Below are 19186 nucleotides of genomic sequence, written 5' to 3' on the forward strand. Positions count from 1 at the left end.
ACGGGTTCGGCGTCTTCCAATCGAAGCGCAACCAGCGTGTTCGCGTTTTTACGATTCCCGCCGGGGCTTAACAACCCGTTGAATAGGGCAAGAGCGCGGCGCGGAGACGCACCAATTCGTCGATATTTACCCCCAAAAATACTGGTTTCGGTTAAGAACGGCGGCAAATTGGACCTTTGAACCATGCCTTCCCACGATTTTCGCGCCCCTCGCCTGTTCGTCGACGCCCCCCTCGCCCAAGACGCCAGGGTGCAGCTCGACCGCGACCAGAGCAATTATCTGGGCAACGTGCTCCGGCTGCCCGCCGGGGCCGAGGTTTTGGCGTTCAACGGCCGGGACGGCGAGTGGCAGGCTGCCATCGAAGGCCGCAAACGGCCGGATGGCCTTGTGATCCTTCAGCAGACCCGGCTTCAGGACGGGCTGCCTGACGTGGCCTACGTGTTCGCCCCGCTCAAGCATGCCCGGCTGGATTACATGGTCCAGAAGGCCATCGAGATGGGCGCCGCCAGGCTCCAGCCGGTCCTAACCCGGTTCACCCAGGCCTCCCGGGTCAACACCGAGCGAATGCGCGCCAACGTCGTCGAGGCCGCCGAGCAATGCGGTATCCTCAGCATCGCCTCGGTGGCCGAGCCGGTGCCGCTGGAGCGGTACCTCAGCCAGCGCGCCGCAGACCGCCTGCTCATCTTCTGCGATGAGGCGGCCGCGGTTGCAAACCCCGTTCAGAGCCTGCAGAACGCACGCGAGGCCGGCAAAGGTATCGACGTGCTGATCGGCCCAGAAGGGGGCTTTGCCGAGGAGGAACGGGCGCTGCTGCTGCGGCAGCCGAAAATCCTGCAGCTGGCGCTCGGCCCGCGGATCATGCGGGCCGACACCGCCGCGGTGGCGGCCCTGGCGCTGGTGCAGGCGGTGCTGGGCGATTGGGGCAAGTCCACCTAATCCGGGGAATTGCCCACCCGTTAAGCGATTGATCCTTTGGAGGTCGAAACCGCATTCGGGCCATGCTAAGGGCTGCGCCAATTCCCGTCCCTTCCCTTGCCTGCCCGGTTCCACCGGGACGATGGACCTCTATTATGACCGCGACCGCCACCTCAAATGCTGCCGGCTCCGCCGCCTGGGCGGATACGCTGCTGTTGTCGTTCGCGCAGGCGGGCTATGTCAGGGCCGAGCCCGCCATCCTGCAACCGGCCGAGCCGTTCCTGGACCTCTCGGGCGAAGACATCCGCAAGAGCCTGTACCTGACCACGGACCTCTCGGGCGAGGAGCTCTGTCTGCGCCCGGACCTGACCATTCCGGTGGCGCGCGATTACCTCGCCTCTGGCCGTGCCGGCCAAGCGGCCGGGTTCAGCTATCTCGGCCCGGTGTTCCGATACCGCGGCGGCCAGGCCAGCGAGTTTCTCCAGGCCGGCATCGAGTCCTTCGGCCGCCAGGACCGCGCCGCGGCGGATGCCGAGATGCTGGCGCTGGCCCTGGAGGCAACTGCCGCCTTCGGTGTCGGCGACGTCGAGATCCGCACCGGTGACGTCGCGCTGTTCAATGCCCTGCTCGACGCGCTCGATCTCTATCCGGTCTGGCGCCGCCGCCTGGTCAAGGATTTCAACCGCAAGATCAGCCTGGAGCAGGATCTGGAGCGGCTGGCGGCCGCGGCCACCGCGACCCGCAGCGAATATGAGGGCGTGCTCGCTGCGCTGGCCGGCTCGGACCGCAAGGCGGCGCTCGCCTTCGTCACCGATTTGATGTCGATCGCCGGCACCACCAATGTCGGCGGCCGTACCACAGCCGAGATTGCCGACCGCTTCCTCGAGCAATCGACCCTCAAGGGTGGCGCGTTGCCGTGCGAGGCGATCACCGTGCTCAAACGCTTCCTGTCGATCGCAGGCAATCCCGACGATGCCGTCGCAAAGCTGCGTGCACTGACCGCCGATGCCAAGCTCGATCTCACGGCTGCGATCGACCAGTTCGAGAGCCGGGTCGGCTTCATGGCGGCGCGCGGCATCGACGTGAAGCTGACGCGTTTCTCGACCGCGTTCGGCCGCGGGCTCGACTATTACACCGGCTTCGAGTTCGAATTGCATCACAGAGGTAATGGCGCCGAGCCGCTGGTCGCCGGTGGCCGCTATGACGGGCTGATGACCCAGCTCGGCTCCGTGCAGCCAATTCCCGCGGTCGGCTTCTCGGTCTGGGTGGACGCGCTGACCAAGATCGGCCGCAAGGTGGGGGCTTAAGTCATGAGCGCGCCATTCGTTCTGGCCGTTCCTTCCAAGGGCCGCCTTCAGGAAAACACGGAAGCCTTCTTCGCCCGCGCCGGGCTCAAGCTGTCGAAGGCCGGCGGTGCCCGCGACTATCGCGGCGCCATCGCGGGTCTCGACAATGTCGAGGTCGCCTATCTCTCGGCGAGCGAGATCGCCTCGCAACTCTCCCGCGGTTTTGCGCATCTCGGCGTCACCGGGGAAGACCTGGTGCGCGAGAACATCGCGGACGCCGACAAGCGCGTGTCACTGATCGAGGGGCTCGGCTTCGGCTATGCCGACGTCGTCGTCGCGGTGCCGCAGGCCTGGATCGACGTCCGCACCATGGCCGACCTCGACGACGTGACCACCGGCTTCCGCGAGCAACATCACATGCGGATGCGGGTCGCGACCAAGTTCGTCAATCTGACCCGCGCCTTCTTCCAGAGCCACGGCATCACCGACTACCGCATCGTCGAAAGCGCCGGCGCCACCGAAGGCGCGCCCGCGGCGGGCAGCGCCGAGCTGATCGTCGACATCACTACGACCGGTGCGACGCTCGCCGCCAATGGCTTGCGGGTGCTCGACGACGGCGTGATCCTGCGCAGCCAGGCCAATCTGGTCGCCTCCAAAGAGGCCGACTGGTCGTTGCAGGCACGCGAGACTGCGCGCGTCATCCTCGATCACATTGCGGCGCGAGCCCGCGCCAACAAGTACCGCGAGGTCCGCACCCGCTTTCGGCAATGCGACGCCGCCCTGCTCGGCGAGGCCCACAGCCGGTTCGGCGTCGCGGCCCCGTTTGGCGGACCGACCTCGTCAGGCATGCTGACGCTGCACTGCCCCCCGGACCAACTCTATGCGCTGGCGAGCTTCCTGCGCGAGCATGGCGCCGAGACCGTCTCGGTGGTTTCGCTCGACTACGTGTTCGACCGGGAGAACCCGCTGTTCGCCAAGCTCGAGGCCTTTCTGGGGCGGTGAGCCTCTGTTTCGTTCAGCGTAGCGACAGCAAACCGCAGCTAACATATGCTGTTGATAAGACCTAACGCCTTGGAACCTTGATCGATGACGCTGGGCTCTGACGTTTCCGGCATGACGACCACCGCGGCCAGCGCCGCCGCGAAGGGACTCTCGATTGTCGTCCCCGTCTACAATGAGGCGGCGGGCCTCGCCGCCCTGCACCAGCGGATCTGCGAACTCGCGAAGACCTTGCGGCAGCGCTATCGCCTGGCCTGCGAGGTCGTCTATGTCGACGACGGCAGCGCGGATGCGACGCTGTCGATCGCCCGCAGCCTGCCGGCTGACGCAATCGGCGTCCAGGTGGTCTCGCTGTCGCGCAATTTCGGCAAGGAGGCGGCGCTGATGGCCGGCCTCGACCATGCCCGGCTCGGCGCCGTCATGTTCATGGACGGCGACGGCCAGCATCCGCCGGCCCTGGTCGAGCAGCTGGTGCGGCACTGGATCGATGACGGCTACGACGTCGTCTATACCGCCAAGGCGCATCGCGACAACGAAAGCTTCCTGCGCCGGCTCGCCGTGCACGGCTTCTACGCCCTGATCAATTGGGGCGCGCGGCAGAAGATTCCCGAGGACGCCGGCGATTTCCGCCTGCTCTCGCCGCGGGCGGTTGCAGCGCTGAGACAGCTGCCGGAGCGCAACCGCTTCTTCAAGGGACTGGCCAGCTGGATCGGCTTTCGCCAGATCCGCGTCGACTACGAACCGGCGCCGCGCGCCCATGGCGCCACCACTTTCAACGCCGCACGCCTGCTCGGCCTGTCGATCGAGGGCCTGACCTCGTTCTCGGTCGCTCCCTTGCGCTTCGCCAGCCTGCTCGGCGTGGTGCTCGCCGGGATCGCCTTCCTGTTCGGCCTCTCGATCCTCTGGGAGGTGTTCACGACTGGCAAGCAGGTGCCCGGCTATCCCTCGCTCGTGGTCGGCCTGATGACCATCGGCGGCGTGCAGCTCATCATGATCGGCATCGTCGGCGAATATATCGGCAAGATCCTCTCCGAGCTAAAGGCGCGCCCGATCTACTTCGTCGCCGAGCACAGCGAAAAGCGCTTCGAGACCGACAACGCCGACGACGCTTCGAAGCGGACGGCGGCCGAATGAGCGCGGCCGCGAGTCTGCGGCGAATCTGGCTCTGCGCCGACGATTACGGTATCAGCGCGGGCGTCAATCGCGCCATCCGCGACCTGATCGAACGCGGCCGCCTCAACGCCACGTCGGTGATGATGGTGGGACCTGCGATCGCGCGCAGCGAGATCGAAGCGCTGGACGCGGCAGCCAAATCGAGCCCGCACTGCGCGATCGGCCTCCACGTGACGCTGTCGGCACCGTTCCGGCCGCTCACCATGCATTTCCGTCCACTCGACGGCGACATGTTCTTGGCCTTTCCGAAGCTGCTGCGCGCCGCACTGATGCGACGGCTCGACCGCGAATTCTTTCGCAACGAGGTGAAGGCGCAGCTCGCAGCTTTCATGGAAGCATTCGGACGTGCGCCCGACTTCGTCGATGGCCACCAGCACGTCCAGCTCTATCCGCAGGTGCGCGACGGCTTTGTCGATGCCGTTAGCGAGACCGCACCGAACGCGTGGGTACGCCAGGGCGGCCGCAACCTGCCGCTGGCGCGGCGGCTGGCGTCACCAAAGGCCATGGTGCTCGATATCCTCAGCGCCCAATTCCGCCGCCGCGCCGGCAGCGCCGGCCTCAGCTTCAATCCAGGCTTCGCCGGCGCTTACGACTTCACGCGGGCGGCCGATTTCGGCGCATTGATGCGGCAGTTCCTGGAAGGCCTCCCCGACGGTGGTCTCGTGATGTGCCATCCCGGATTCGTCGATGACGTCCTTGTTGGCCTCGACCCGATGACGGATGTGCGCGAACGCGAGCACGCTTATCTCGCCGGCGACGCATTCCCACGTCTGCTGGCGGACAGTGGGGTCACGCTGGGGTGAAATCGCCGAAACGGCCGTGCGAGGCAGCTTGTCGCATACCGAAATTTAATCCGGCCGGCACTGTTGGGGCCACAATGGAACCCTACATCTGCCTCGCGCTTGGTTTTGCGCGAAGGAGACAGATCATGACGCCGCAGGAACGCCAGCTCGTCGACGAGCTTTTCGACCGGCTTACCAAACTCGAAAATGCACCGCGCGATCCCGACGCGATCGCCGCGATCTCCGACGGCTTGCGCAAGGCACCCGGTGCGATCTACGCGCTGGTCCAGACCGTGCTGCTGCAGGACGAAGCGCTGAAGCGCGCCCACGGCCGCATCCAGGAGCTGGAAGCGGGGCAGGCGCCCGAGCAGGCGCAGTCCGGCGGCTTCCTAGATACCATGCGTGACACGCTATTCGGCGGTGGCTCGTCGCGCAGTTCTGTGCCGAACGTGCCGCCGCGCGATTCGCGGCCGGTCTGGAACAGCGGCCAGGCGATGCAGCAAGGCCAGCCGGGTTATGGTCAGCCGCCTTACGGACAGGCCTACGGCCAAGGTCCGGGTCAGGGCTATGGCGCGCCCCCTATCGGCGGTGGCGGCGGCTCGTTCCTCGGCACGGCGGCGGCGGCGGCAGCCGGCGTCGTCGGCGGCTCGCTGCTGCTCTCCAGCATCCGCGGCATGATGGGCGGACCGCATCAGCAGGCTTTTGGCGACACCAACGCCTTGGGCGACCGCAGCCCCTGGGGCGGCAGCGATCAGTCAGGCGGTTCGCTGGCGCGCGACGCGGGCCTCAACGACATCGGCTCGAATCACGACTCCCGCCAGGGCTTCTTCGACCAGGCGTCGAACGACCGGGACAACAACAACGATCAGACCTATGACGACGATCGCGACGACAACATGGATGTGGCCGACGACAGCGACTTCGGCGGTGGCGACGACGGCGGCAGCGATTACGCGTGAGCAATTCGCCCGATAGATGCGCAGCGGTCGCCTTTAGGCGGCCGTTTTCTTTTACCGGATAACTCAAGCGCCCTCGCTGCCACGTCGCACAGAGAATCCGATCGATACAATATGACTAATCCGCACGCTTGCTGCATTGCACGGAGCTAAACGTGGCCGGACGCGCCGAGTTCACCATGAAACACGAAATCGCCCTCTGACACGCGCGGCCGTAGACTCCCGGATTTCCAAATTTGGACATGGGTGTTCAACTTGAAGAACACGTTGCTCATGCCACACACACCGACGTGGCTGCCTCTCTGGTTATAGTTGGGGTTTTTAGAAATGAGTCCACTTCAGCAGCGCATTGCAACCTTGACCGACGTGACAACGCATCTCATCACCGAATTGTATGAGTTGGAGGGACTGCACGAGCGTGTCAGGAAGGCGGAGCGGTCGGCGCGACGGTTGAACCGCTCCGCTCGCGCACCGCATTCCCATTCGTCAACTCGTCGCCGCCGCTCGCTTGCCCATCGTTTCGGGTCGACGCGTCACCGCCAGCGAGCATAGACCCTAGCTGAAGGCGTACGCCGACGGCACGCAACGCCTTCGATGCCGCGCATCGCGAGCTGGCGCGACACGCAGAGGTCGGCTCACATCGAGCGCATGACGTTCACATCACCACGACCTTGGTGCCGACATTGACGCGGCTATAGAGGTCGATGACGTCCTCGTTGCGCATGCGGATGCAGCCGGAGGAGACGTTGGTGCCGATGGTCCAGGGCTCGTTGGAGCCGTGAATGCGATAGAGCGTAGAGCCCAGATACATCGCGCGGGCGCCGAGCGGATTTTCCGGGCCGCCTTCCATATGCCGGGGCAGATCGGGGCGGCGCGCGAGCATTTCCGCCGGCGGCGTCCAGTCTGGCCATTCGCGCTTGGCCGTGATCGACTTCACGCCCGACCAGGTGAAGCCGGGACGACCCACACCGATACCGTAGCGCATTGCCCTGCCATTGCCCTCGACCAGATAGAGGAACTTGTTCGGCGTATCGACCAAGATCGTGCCGGGACTTTCCTTGCCGCTATAATCGACGAGTTGCTTCTCGAATTTCGGATCGAACGGACGCTGCCGCGGATCGACCGCGTCCTGCTGGACCGCACCTTGCAGAAGCGCGCCTTGCATCTGCGGCTCGCCCATCGGCGGCAGACGGCGCTGGTCGTAATAGGCCGGCTGCTGCTGATACACCGGCCGCTCGGGCGCGTAGGCCGGACCACGACCGGGACCGTCACCGAATAGAAACTCGATGAAGCCGCCGCCCATGTTCGAATTTGAGGCGACGCGCACTGGCGCCGGCGGCACTTGCGGGGCATAGAGCACCGCGGGCGGATCGTTCGGCACCCTGTTGTCGAAGGCGCTGGCGCTGTTTGCGCCCGCAATGACGGTGCAAGCGCTGCCGAGCAGCGCGACGGACATTTTCTTGAACATCGACGTACTCTGTACTGTTTCGTCTAGATCGCATGCCGTGGAGAGCTGGTGGCTGATCCGCGTCCCTCGGCGTGGTCAATAAAAAGCAAAAGCCGTTTTGTTTGGTAAACGGAAGCAGCCTTTGGATTCACCACATCGTCAAGCGCGGGGCAATTTGGCGATCAGCGTTTATTTTCGGTGAATGCAGCAAGGCCATGGTTAATCGCGTCCTTGCGCGGCGGCGCGCGACGCCGCGCATCGGTTCCTGCTGTGAACTTCGTGTTAAATCGCTTCTGCCTACAAAGACGCGTGAGTGAGGTGGGGGAGTACCTGATGGCTGTTCACCGCAAACGTTTCCGTGTCGAAGACATCGTCGGTGGCGAGATGCCGATTCTTGACGAAACCGAAGAGGCAATCCCGATGCACAGCGAGATCATGGCCGAGTTGCGAGCGATCCGCGCACAGATGGCGAAGGGCACTATTCCGCTGTCCGGCAGCGCCGCCATGGCGGCGATCGATGCCTCCACCACCCACGAGCTCTCCGAGGCCCGCACCATGCTCGAGACCTACCGGGCCCAGATCGAACAGTGCGAGAAGCTGAAGGTCGAGCTCGACCTCATCCACGACGCCATCGACCGCACCAAGCGCGAGATCGCGACGCTGCACGGCAAGAGCTTCGACGGCGGCGAAATGGCCAAGGTCAATGGCGAGCTTGGCGCGGTCGTCGGCGGCACCGAGCAGGCGACCCAGCAAATCCTCGAAGCCGCCGAGTCGATCGACCAGGCGGCCAGCGCGATGTCCAAGGTGCAATCGGCCGATCAGCAGAAGCGGCTCGCCGACGACATCCAGGAACGCGTCATCTCGATCTTCGAAGCCTGCAACTTCCAGGACCTGACCGGCCAGCGCATCAGCAAGGTCATGACCACGATGAAGTTCATCGAGCAGCACATCAATGCGATGATGGAGATCTGGGGCGGCGTCGACGCGATCAAGGCCCATGTGCCCGCGCATGTCGACAACCGCAGCGAGGACGAGAAGCTCCTCAACGGCCCGAAGCTCGCCGGCGACGTCGGCCACGCCTCGCAGGACGACATCGACGCGCTGTTCGACTGAGCGGACGCGAGGATATGAGAACGAGACGCCGGCCTTGGGGGCCGGCGTTCTTGTTTTTGGAGACGTCGATCGCGCGCCCTTCTTCCCTTCTCCCCTTGTGGGAGAAGGTGGCGCGAAGCGCCGGATAAGGGGTCTGTATCCGCGAACTCAAATGAAGTTGGATTTCGGGGAGAGAGACCCCTCACCCGTCTCGCCGCCGTCGCGGCGAGCCACCCTCGCCCACAAGGGGAGAGGGGAAAAGTCAATCACGCCCTCGGCGCGCAGCGGACGTAGACCATGTTGCCGTAGCGGGTGGCAGCGTCCTTGTCGATGAAACGGGTGATCAGCACGCGGCCGTCGAAGGAGATGATCTCGCGGTCCTGGTCGCCCGGCGTCGGGCCGGCCGGCCCGATGTAATTCTTGCCGCTCGGGGAGCCCTTCAGCCGCAGCTCCTGCGGAGTCGCTTGGTCGGCCAGATGCATGATCACGCCGCCGGAAGAGCCGGCGGTGATCACATAAGGATTCTTGCACTGGGCCCGGGCGGCCGCCTCGGTGCGCGCCCGGTCGGCCGGATTCTGGAACGAGGCGAGGCCCCAGCGGCCGACGATCTCGTCGGCGCGGATCGTCGCAGGCATTTCCGGACCGGTGCCGGGCTCAGCCTCGGGCGGCGGCGAAGACGACGAGAAGGACGGCAGGCTCATGCCGCCGCCGCAGGCGCCCAGCAATAGCGCCAGACAGGACGCGGCGGCCAGATTGGCAACCGTGCGCGCGCAAGCTGAACTGATCATGGCATTCCCCCGAACAAGACCATGGCCGCACCCCTGCAGCAGCCAAGCGCAAAACCGCTGCCGGAGCAATGCCGTCGTTTGATACGCCGGCGCCCCGAACGAGTTTCCAATGCCACCATCCTATATCCGCCTCACCAATCGCTTAACCACCTTTGCTTGACAGGATCGCGGCCAAGCCATATTTCCGGGCGCACTATTAGCACTCGGAGAGCCCGATTGCTAAGCGCGCCGTCGATCCTCGGCAAGAGGGTGGGCGGAAGCGCCGCCCCAACCTACTTCCACTACTTCCGAAGCGAGCCTCCAAAGGGAAACGTCATGGCTAAATCCAAATTTCGTCCGCTGCATGACCGTGTCGTGGTCAAACGTATCGACGCCGAGGAAAAGACCAAGGGCGGCATCATCATTCCCGACACTGCCAAGGAAAAGCCCTCCCAGGGCGAAATCGTCGCCGTCGGACCCGGCGGCCGCGACGAGACCGGCAAGCTGATCCCGATCGACCTCAGGGTCGGCGACCGTGTGCTGTTCGGCAAGTGGTCCGGCACCGAGGTCAAGATCGACAACGAAGAGCTCCTGATCATGAAGGAGTCGGACATCATGGGCGTGCTGGCCTAAGACCATCCGCCTGAACGGCCGCTGAATATCCCTACTGTCATGCCCGGGCCTGACCCGGGCATCCTCATTCTTCGCACGAAGATGGATTGCCGGATCGAGCCTGGCAAAGACGAAGGGAAGCGCGGCAACACAACACCAAACACGAGGGATTGCAGATATGGCTGCCAAAGACGTCAAATTTTCCGGAGACGCGCGCGATCGCATGCTGCGCGGCGTCGACATTCTCGCTAACGCCGTCAAGGTGACGCTCGGCCCGAAGGGCCGCAACGTCGTCATCGAGAAGAGTTTTGGCGCACCCCGCATCACCAAGGATGGCGTCACCGTCGCCAAAGAGATCGAGCTCGAGGACAAGTTCGAGAACATGGGCGCCCAGATGGTGCGTGAGGTCGCCTCCAAGACCAACGACCTCGCCGGTGACGGCACCACCACCGCAACGGTGCTGGCCCAGGCCATCGTGCGCGAAGGCGCCAAGGCAGTTGCCGCCGGCATGAACCCGATGGACCTCAAGCGCGGCATCGACATCGCGGTTGCCGCGGTAGTCAAGGACATCGAGAAGCGCGCCAAGCCGGTCGCCGCCTCCTCCGAGGTTGCCCAGGTCGGCACCATCTCGGCCAACGGCGACGCCGCCATCGGCAAGATGATCGCCCAGGCGATGCAGAAGGTCGGCAACGAGGGCGTCATCACCGTCGAGGAGAACAAGTCGCTCGACACCGAAGTCGACATCGTCGAGGGCATGAAGTTCGACCGCGGCTATCTCAGCCCCTACTTCGTCACCAATGCCGAGAAGATGACCGCCGAGCTCGAGGACGCCTACATCCTCCTGCACGAGAAGAAGCTCTCGGGCCTGCAGGCCATGCTGCCGGTGCTCGAAGCCGTGGTGCAGTCCGGCAAGCCGCTCGTCATCGTCGCCGAGGACGTCGAGGGCGAGGCATTGGCCACCCTGGTCGTGAACCGCCTGCGCGGCGGCCTCAAGGTCGCAGCCGTCAAGGCGCCGGGCTTCGGTGACCGCCGCAAGGCCATGCTCGAGGACATCGCGATCCTCACCGGCGGCCAGCTGATCTCCGAGGAGCTCGGCATCAAGCTCGAGAACGTCACGGTGAAGATGCTCGGTCGCGCTAAGAAGGTGGTGATCGACAAAGAGAACACCACGATCGTCAACGGCGCCGGCAAGAAGCCCGACATCGAGGCCCGCGTCGGCCAGATCAAGGCGCAGATCGAGGAGACCACCTCGGACTACGACCGTGAGAAGCTCCAGGAGCGCCTCGCCAAGCTCGCCGGCGGCGTCGCGGTGATCCGCGTCGGCGGCGCGACCGAGATCGAGGTCAAGGAGAAGAAGGACCGCGTCGAGGACGCGCTCAACGCGACCCGCGCCGCGGTGCAGGAAGGCATCGTGCCCGGCGGTGGCGTTGCGCTGCTGCGCGCCAAGAAGGCGGTCGGCCGCCTCTCCAACGCCAATGCGGACGTCCAGGCCGGCATCAACATTGTGCTGAAGGCGCTCGAAGCCCCGATCCGCCAGATCTCCGAGAACGCGGGCGTGGAAGGCTCGACCGTCGTCGGCAGGATCCTGGAGAACAAGTCCGAGACCTTCGGCTTCGACGCCCAGACCGAGGCCTATGTCGACATGGTTGAGAAGGGCATCATCGATCCCGCCAAGGTGGTCCGCACCGCGCTCCAGGACGCCTCCTCCGTGGCCGGCCTGCTCGTGACCACCGAGGCCATGGTCGCCGAGACGCCGAAGAAGGAAGCGCCGCCCGCCATGCCAGCCGGCGGCGGCATGGGCGGCTTCTAACGCCCGATCGTCCGTTAGCGTGTTCCGAAGGCCGCCTCCGGGCGGCCTTCTTTTTTGCCGACCCTGCCCCTCCGCTTTCCGATTCAACCGGCGGCCAAAACCCACTACGGTGGCGCCGATTCTGATGGCTCGAGGATTTCATCGATGCGCGCGCTCCTGGTTTGTTTGACCGCCCTTTTGGCAGCCTTGCTCGCCTTTGCGCCCGAGGTCGCTTCCGCCCAGATGAAGCTATCACCGAAGGCCACGACGGCCGGCGGCGCCGAGACGCGCTATTTCACGTCGATCGACGGGCTGATGGACGGTAATGCCGACGCGATCCTGAAGGAGACGCGTCAGGGCAAGACGGTCACGGCGGCCGTACTCGACGTCTGCTATCCGATCGCGAAGAATTCCGACCGCAAGGACCGCTTCGTCGTCAATCTTCAGGTTGCAGGCCAGAACCTGACGGGCACGACGCAGAGCCTCGGCGCGAAGGCGCCCGTCAGTGTCAAGCTGCTGCGCAAGCAGGCCGGGGACATGTTCGAATTCCGCGGCCAGATCACGATCGGCCAGGCCGTGACCGAGGTCACCTCGTCCGACAATTCCGATCTCAGCGAGAAGGAATTTCTGGACAACCAGACCTCCGACGACGGCATCACGCCGCAGCCGAAGGATTTCACCGACGTCTCACCGGAGGCGATCGCGGTCAAGGTCAAGCTCGATGCCGCGACCGACTTCCTGAAGAGCCTGAAGGGCCAGGAGGTCGAGGTGACGCTGGCCAGCCTCAATGTCAGCTGCGACGCCCTGCGCGCCGGTGAGCAGACCATCAACATGTCCGTCGATCCGGAGCGCGCGGGCGCACTGCTAGCAAAGTTCAAGGCGATGCCCGGCGTCACCGCCGCCGGGTGGACCGCGGGCATGACCGAGATGGACCGCACCATCCGCTTCCCCGCCGCCGACTGGCGCGACGGCGACAAGATCAACCGCGACAAGCTCGCGACCGCGGTTGCGGGCGTGCTGAGCAGGACGCTCGCGGCAAAGCCGGTCTCACAGAGCTTCAACCCCGCCACCGGCAAGCTCAAGCTGGTGTTCAAGCGGCCGAACCAGGATCACCCGGCGCTCGAGCTCACCGACACGATCGAGGTCGCAGGGCTCGTCTCGCCCGACAAGCCCGGCACGACCGACAAGCTGATGCTCTGGATCGGAAGCCCCGCGACGACCACGGCCGATGAAAGCAGCGGCGCCAGGCTCAATCTGTCCGACGACGCGAGCCCCGACGAAGAAGGCGAGCTGCCCGACGACAACGGCTCGATCGAGGCGCTTGCCAGGGAGCTGAAAGGTCAGCGCTGGGACGCCGACAAGTCGGTGTGGAAGTGACGAAGTCATTCCGGGGCGACGCGCCAGCGTCGACCCATGGTGCGCAATCGCGCCCCTGAATCTCGCGCCACAATCTCCAGATTCCGGGTTCGCGTTTCGCGCCCAACGCTCAATTCCCGTTGACGCGAAAGCGCAGCGGCTTGGGACCGACCAGCGTGAGCACCTCGCCCTGGCGCTTCCAAGTCTCGACGCTGCCGAGCGCGGCCACGAGCTCGTCGTCGGCCTGCGCCTTCGCAGGCGGACAGGACCGGTCCTGGATCTGGCCGGGGACGAAGATCACGGTGTTGCCGGCGACCGAGAACTGGCCCTTGCCGCTCTTGCACCAGAGCTCCAGCACGACCTCACCATTGTCGCCGATCTCGATGTTCGGTATCCGCTTCGAGCCGGGCTGCGGCAGCGCCTCCAGCGTCATCTCGGTGCCGAACGGGAACCCCTCCTCGGCACGCGCAAGCGTGGACATCGCGAACATTGCCACTGCCGCAAACGTCAATCGCCTGAGCGAAACCATGAGACCTCTCGACCAACCTGACTTGGCGCACCTTCTATAAGACGGCGGCGCCCTTGAGAAGGTTCGCGCAGGCGGATGTAGATGCAAAAATCCCCGCGAGGCGAACCTCGCGGGGATTTGCATCGCAGCCTGGCGCCGACCGCTACTTCAGCACCAGCGCCGTGAACGGCCAGACATAGGCCTGCAACGTCACGAGCACGCCGACGAGGCAGGCGAGCACGATCGAGTGCCAGAACACGAAGCGCAGGATGGTGCCCTCGTGGCCGTACCAGTTGGTCGCAGTGGAGGCGACTACGATCGACTGCGCGTCGATCATCTTGCCCATCACGCCGCCGGAGGAGTTCGCCGCGGCCATCAGGACCGGCGACAGGCCGAGCTGCTCGGAGGTGATCTTCTGCAGGTTTCCGAACAGCACGTTGGAGGCGGTGTCCGATCCCGTCAGTGCGACGCCCAGCCAGCCGAGCAGCGTGCCGAAGAAGGGATAGAGCACGCCGGTTGCCGCGAAGGCGAGACCGAGCGTCGCGTCGACACCGGATAGCCGGGTCAGCGTTCCGATCGCGAGCATCGCTGAGATCGTGATCAGCGAGATCGCGCACAGCCGAATGGTGCGGCCGTATTCGGTCAGGAGCCGGCCGGGACCGACGCCCATCAGGAAGCCGGAGATGATCGCCGCGATCAGCATGCCGGTGCCGGTGAAGGACAGGTAGGTGAAGGCGAACACCGCGCTTTCCTTGGTCGGCCCTGGGGCGACCGGCGGCATCTTGTTGATCATCTGGTGCAGCTCGGGCACGGGATAGTTCCAGGTGAAGATCGAGTTCGCCCAGCCCTTGAAGGCGCCGCTGCCCCAGACCAGCATCACGATGCAGACGATGATCCACGGCAGCAACGCGTTAAACAGCTCGCCCTGCGTGAGTGGCGTCTTGTCGAGCGGCTTTGCCGCCGCCATCGTGGAGGCCGATTCGTCGCGGCCGCGGAGCGCCGGCGACAGCCAGAGCTGCTTCGGCTGCCACACCTTCAGGAACAGGATCAGCGCGCCCATCGAGATCAGCGACGCACCGATGTCGACGATCCAGGGATTGATGTAGTTGGAGATGACGAATTGCGGGATCGCGAACGACACCCCCGTGACGAGGATCGCCGGCCAGACGTCCTTCATGCCCTTCCAGCCCGCGAACGCCCACACCACCCAGAACGGCACGATCAGGGAGAAGAACGGCAATTGCCGGCCGACCATGGCGCCGAGGATGTAGGGATCGAGCCCGGTGACGGAGGCAAGGCCCTGGATCGGCGTGCCCAGCGCGCCATAGGCGACCGGTGCGGTGTTGGCGATCAGCGACAGGCCGGAAGCCGCCAGCGGCGAGAAGCCGAGGCCGATCAGCACCGCACCCGTGATCGCGACCGGCGTGCCGAAGCCCGAGGCGCCCTCGAAGAATGCGCCGAACGAGAACGCGATCAGCAACAATTGCAGCCGCCGATCTTCGGTGACGCCGCCGACCGCGCGCTTCAAGAGCTCGAAGCGCCCGGTGGTCACGGTCACCTGGTAGAGGAAGATGACGTTGAGGACGATCCAGCCGATGGGGAAGAACCCGGTGACGATGCCCAGCACCGAGGCGCGGATCGACATGTTCGCGGGCATGGTGAAGACGAAAATCGTGATCAGGTTGGTCACGATCACGGCGATGATTGCGGCGATGTGGGCCTGGACGCGCCCGCTCGCGATCAGGACCAGCAGCGTGACGACGGGCACAGCTGCCGCGATCGTCGACAGCACCGGGCTGTGCAGCGGATCATAGATTTGATTCCACATGGTCTTCCTCCCCCACGCATGTTGCGGCAGGCGACTCGCGTGGAGAGCCGATCCTGCTTGACGTTGGAAGCGATAACCCCTGAGCTTGACGCGAATTCCTCACGAATGCGGCGGTTCCCGTCCGCTCACAAGCTCGCGAAACCCTGGTCACCCCGCCCCGCGCCGTCGAGCCCCATGCTAGGGTTGCAAGCTGCGACAAGCCAACGCAAATTGCAGAACTTGCGACTTTAGTCTAAGCGCGCCCATTTCCGTCATTGCCTCAGCCATTTGGCTCCGGGCCGTTATGCACATCCCCTCTAGGAGACCCAGCTCTGTGAACAACATCCGCGCCACGCTCGCGATCGTCTGGCGAATCGCCGGCCCCTATTTCCGATCGGAGGACAAATGGGCCGGCCACGGCCTGCTCGCCGCCGTCATTGCCATGGAGCTGGCGCTGGTGGCGATCAATGTTCTCGTCAGTCAGTGGCAGAACCGATTCTTCAGTGCGGTCCAGGGATATGAACTGGACCGGTTCGTCAGAGAGATTTGGATCTTTCTCGGCCTTGCTTTCACCTTCGTCGCGCTGGCGGTCTACAAGCTCTACCTGAACCAGTGGCTCCAGATTCGCTGGCGACGGTGGCTGACGCAGCATTATCTCGGCGAATGGCTGAGCGGCTCGACGCATTACCGCATCCAGCTCAAGGGCGACCCCGCCGACAACCCGGATCAGCGCATCACCGAGGACGTCAAGAATTTCGTCGAGCAGACGTTGACCCTCGGGCTGGGCCTGCTGTCGTCGATCGTGACGCTGGCCTCGTTCGTCGTCATCCTCTGGGGTCTGTCGGACAAGGCGCCGCTGCACATTTACGGCACAGACATCATCGTCCCGGGTTTTCTGGTCTGGTGTGCGCTGGTCTACGCGATCCTGGGTACGGCGCTGACGCACTGGATCGGTGCTCCGCTGATCAACCTCAATTTCGAGCAGCAGCGCTTTGAGGCCGACTTCCGCTTCAACCTGATCCGCGTACGCGAAAATTCCGAGCAGATCGCGCTTTTGAAAGGTGAGAGTGCGGAGCGAGGGAATCTGCTGCAGCGCTTTGGTTTCGTCATCGGCAACTGGTACGCGATCATGAGCCGGACCAAGCGCCTGACCGCCTTCACGGCAAGCTACAGCCAGGCTGCAGTGATCTTTCCCTATGTGGTCGTTGCTCCGGCTTACTTCGCCAAGAGAATTCAGCTCGGCGACATGATGCAAACTGGCTCGGCGTTCAGCAGCGTGCAAGATGCGCTCTCGTTTTTCGTCACAGCCTATCGCTCGCTCGCGGAATGGCGCTCGGTGATTGCCCGTCTCGACGGTTTCGAGATGTCGGTCAGGTCGGCGGCCCATACGGCGACGCGCGAGCCGACCATCGGCGTTGCACCATCGAGCGGCAAGGCAATCGGTCTCGATCAGTTGCTGGTAAAGCTGCCGAACGGCGAGCCGCTTGTTGCGGCCGATACCTTCGCGATCCAGCCGGCGGAGCGGGTGCTGGTGACCGGGCCGTCGGGCTCCGGGAAATCCACGCTGTTCCGGGCCATCGCCGGAATCTGGCCGTTCGGCACCGGAACCATCGCGATTCCCGAAAAGGCCAAGCTAATGATGCTGCCGCAGCGGCCGTATTTTCCGATCGGCCCGCTCGGCGACGCCGTAATTTACCCCGCAGGGCGTGGCGCGATCGCACCCGAGAAGATCGCAGAGGCGCTGAACGCGGTCGGCATGCCGCGGCTGGCAAAGCGGCTCGACGAGAACGGTCACTGGAATCGGATGCTCTCGCTGGGCGAGCAGCAGCGCCTCGGGCTCGCCCGCGCGCTGTTGCATGTGCCGGACTATCTGTTCCTGGACGAGGCCACCGCCTCGCTGGACGAACCCTCCGAGGCCCGGCTCTACCGGCTGCTCGCTGAGAAGCTGCCGCAGACCACCATCGTCTCGATCGGCCACCGCTCGACGCTCGACGCTTTCCACACCCGCAAGGTGGCGCTGGTGAAGGACGGTGCGATTCACGTCCTCGGCGGCGAACGGGCTGCAGCGGAGCCGAGCGCGGCGCGTTGAGGCGCAGGGCAATCCGCACTGCGTTCTCCTTAGAACGGATGCCAAGTCTTCCTCGCGACAACGCGCCGCGTTTCTGCGTCGCCATGGCCGGGCTTGTCCCGGCCATCCACGCGCTCATTGCGCGACAGTGCCAAAGAACGTGGATGCCCGGAACAAGCCCGGGCATGGCGTTTGCGAAGAGACCCGACCCCAAAGCAAAAAGGCGGCGGATTGCTCCGCCGCCCTCATCAAGTCGTTTCGGGAAGAAACTTACTTCAGGTTGGTCATCGCTGTCAGGTCGAAGGACAGCTTGGCGATGCCGGCGGCGCCGCACCAATTGGAGCCGACGCCAGTCGGATTGATGTTGCTGAAGCTGCCGTTGAAGCCTGCCGTGTAGTCGCTGGTGAAGGCGTTGCAGTTCGCCTTCGAAAGGTCGGTGTCGGAGTAACGCAGGTCGAGCGTGAATACCTTGTACGTGAATCCGATGCCGATATTCCAGGTGTTGTAGTCGGCGTACTTGATGCCGTTCGGGAACGGACCAGCGAATCCCGGCGCAGCGAAGCCGGTGCCATAGAACGAGTCGGAGGTGCCCAGGAATTGGCGGCCGAACTCACCCGAGACGTACATGCCGACGCCACTGGAGCCGAAAAAGGTGCTCGGCGCCGTGTACTTGGCGGTGATCGACACGTAGTCGCCCCACGCACCGGAGTTCAGGAAGCTCGGCGTATAGTACTCGTTCAGGCCAACGGTCCAGTTGTCGTTGATGGTGTAATTCACCTTGCCGTAGACTTCGAAGAAGCTCACGTCCTTCTTCATGACGTTGCCGTTGAGCAGAGCGTTGGCGGCGCACTGCGCGCTAAGCGGGTTGCCGGCGGTGTCAGTCGGCGCGCCGTAAAAGCAGGTGCCACCCGGATAGAGATAACCCCAAACACCGATGTCGAAAGCGAATGCACCGAAGGTCGGGCGGATGCCGCCGTAGACGTCGATCTCGGCCGCGGCGCGGTTCGGGAAGGAAATGCTCTCACCGGCGACGCCGATGTAGAGCTGGAGGTCCTTGGTAACGTTGTAGCGCGGCTCGAAATAGGCGGCGACCGACGGTTTGTGGTTCGACTGGCTGATACCGCGGAAGATGTAGTCGCTCATGATCGCGCCACCAAAAGCGATGTCCCAGGGATCGAAGGCAGGCGGCGGCGGGGCTTTCAATGCCTTGACCGGCATGTCTGCCGCGAAAGCCGAACCCGTCACCATTGCCAGCGCCGTTGCCAACAAAGCCACTTTTTTCATTTCGATCCCCATCGCCAGTTCTTGAGCCCCAGTCGGATCCCGGTAACCCCCGGGGCGCTCGACTTGATTGCAATCTCGTAACTGCGGCAATTTGGATTGAGGGGTGCGAGCCGTGAAGCAAAAAGCGCGGGCATTTGCCGACTTTTTAGGCGTTTTGACGATTCCACGAAACGTTGTCAGCCTGTGTGTCTTCTCGAACACATTCTTTGCGTTGCAAGGTGCACGAGAGGGACCGTGCAAGTACGGGAAAGCCAGGCAGCGTGGCGCCCCGGATACGAATCAGACAGGCGCAGGAAAGGGCGGCCTCTAAAGGTGCTTGCGGCGATGCAAAAAGGCCGCAGCGTC

Annotated in this window: 16 protein-coding genes; 11 read left to right on the top strand and 5 right to left on the bottom strand. The window is 64.4% G+C overall.

The genetic code is table 11. The annotated features are described in order from the left end of the window. Positions 1-183 precede the first annotated feature (183 nt). The 6 genes from IVA91_RS21915 to IVA91_RS21940 all read left to right on the top strand — a co-directional run bounded on the left by IVA91_RS21915 (position 184) and on the right by IVA91_RS21940 (position 6114). Positions 184-936 (top strand): 16S rRNA (uracil(1498)-N(3))-methyltransferase, encoded by a 753-nt coding sequence (locus IVA91_RS21915; RefSeq protein WP_247277599.1) that lies wholly within the window; start codon positions 184-186, stop codon positions 934-936. A gap of 134 nt (positions 937-1070) precedes the next feature. Further along, a complete protein-coding gene (locus IVA91_RS21920) occupies positions 1071-2222 on the top strand; it encodes an ATP phosphoribosyltransferase regulatory subunit (protein WP_247459118.1) in 1152 nt (383 codons plus the stop codon). 3 nt (positions 2223-2225) lie between these two features. Further along, positions 2226-3203: an ATP phosphoribosyltransferase gene (hisG, locus tag IVA91_RS21925; protein ID WP_247277601.1), complete on the top strand. Its 978-nt coding sequence runs from the start codon at positions 2226-2228 to the stop codon at positions 3201-3203. Positions 3204-3287: 84 nt separating this feature from the next. Then, entirely contained in the window at positions 3288-4334 is a 1047-nt protein-coding gene (locus tag IVA91_RS21930; protein ID WP_247277602.1) for a glycosyltransferase family 2 protein, read from the top strand. Beyond that, the gene (locus IVA91_RS21935; RefSeq protein WP_247277603.1) at positions 4331-5176 is read left to right on the top strand and encodes a ChbG/HpnK family deacetylase; all 846 of its coding nucleotides are present in this window, start codon (positions 4331-4333) and stop codon (positions 5174-5176) included. The genes IVA91_RS21930 and IVA91_RS21935 overlap by 4 nt, the downstream gene beginning before the upstream one ends. Positions 5177-5301: 125 nt before the next feature. After that, complete coding sequence (locus IVA91_RS21940; protein WP_247277604.1) at positions 5302-6114, top strand: DUF2076 domain-containing protein; 813 nt, start codon at positions 5302-5304, stop codon at positions 6112-6114. Positions 6115-6766: 652 nt separating this feature from the next. Here the strand turns inward: IVA91_RS21940 and IVA91_RS21945 are convergent. Next, complete coding sequence (locus IVA91_RS21945; protein ID WP_247277605.1) at positions 6767-7579, bottom strand: L,D-transpeptidase; 813 nt, start codon at positions 7577-7579, stop codon at positions 6767-6769. Between the two features lie 312 nt (positions 7580-7891). On the opposite strand from IVA91_RS21945, the gene IVA91_RS21950 reads away from it, so the two are divergent. After that, positions 7892-8671, top strand: coding sequence for a protein phosphatase CheZ (locus IVA91_RS21950; RefSeq protein WP_247277606.1), 780 nt, complete (start codon positions 7892-7894; stop codon positions 8669-8671). 245 nt (positions 8672-8916) lie between these two features. Here IVA91_RS21950 and IVA91_RS21955 read toward each other — a convergent pair whose 3' ends face one another. Further along, the gene (locus IVA91_RS21955) at positions 8917-9438 is read right to left on the bottom strand and encodes a hypothetical protein (RefSeq protein ID WP_247277607.1); all 522 of its coding nucleotides are present in this window, start codon (positions 9436-9438) and stop codon (positions 8917-8919) included. A gap of 315 nt (positions 9439-9753) precedes the next feature. Here IVA91_RS21955 and IVA91_RS21960 point away from each other — a divergent pair, with 315 nt between their 5' ends. The 3 genes from IVA91_RS21960 (at position 9754) to IVA91_RS21970 (ending at position 13195) form a co-directional block, all read left to right on the top strand. Further along, positions 9754-10050, top strand: a complete 297-nt coding sequence (locus IVA91_RS21960) for a co-chaperone GroES (protein WP_247277608.1) — start codon at positions 9754-9756, stop codon at positions 10048-10050. 157 nt (positions 10051-10207) lie between these two features. Continuing rightward, positions 10208-11839 carry a chaperonin GroEL gene (gene groL / locus IVA91_RS21965; RefSeq protein ID WP_247277609.1) on the top strand — a complete coding sequence of 544 codons (1632 nt, stop codon included), beginning with the start codon at positions 10208-10210 and terminating at the stop codon, positions 11837-11839. A gap of 144 nt (positions 11840-11983) precedes the next feature. Beyond that, positions 11984-13195, top strand: coding sequence for a hypothetical protein (locus IVA91_RS21970; protein WP_247277610.1), 1212 nt, complete (start codon positions 11984-11986; stop codon positions 13193-13195). 109 nt (positions 13196-13304) lie between these two features. On the opposite strand, the gene IVA91_RS21975 is transcribed toward IVA91_RS21970, so the two are convergent. After that, positions 13305-13703, bottom strand: a complete 399-nt coding sequence (locus tag IVA91_RS21975) for an META domain-containing protein (protein ID WP_247277611.1) — start codon at positions 13701-13703, stop codon at positions 13305-13307. A 142-nt stretch (positions 13704-13845) separates the two neighbouring features. Next, positions 13846-15510: an L-lactate permease gene (locus IVA91_RS21980; RefSeq protein ID WP_247277612.1), complete on the bottom strand. Its 1665-nt coding sequence runs from the start codon at positions 15508-15510 to the stop codon at positions 13846-13848. Positions 15511-15823: 313 nt separating this feature from the next. Between IVA91_RS21980 and IVA91_RS21985 the strand changes: the two genes are divergently transcribed. Beyond that, positions 15824-17578: an ABC transporter ATP-binding protein/permease gene (locus IVA91_RS21985; RefSeq protein ID WP_247277613.1), complete on the top strand. Its 1755-nt coding sequence runs from the start codon at positions 15824-15826 to the stop codon at positions 17576-17578. 249 nt (positions 17579-17827) lie between these two features. Here the strand turns inward: IVA91_RS21985 and IVA91_RS21990 are convergent, their stop codons facing one another. Beyond that, positions 17828-18841 (bottom strand): TorF family putative porin, encoded by a 1014-nt coding sequence (locus IVA91_RS21990; protein ID WP_247277757.1) that lies wholly within the window; start codon positions 18839-18841, stop codon positions 17828-17830. Positions 18842-19186: the final 345 nt, after the last annotated feature.

The organism is Bradyrhizobium sp. 153 (genome assembly GCF_023073835.1).
Lineage (GTDB): Bacteria > Pseudomonadota > Alphaproteobacteria > Rhizobiales > Xanthobacteraceae > Bradyrhizobium.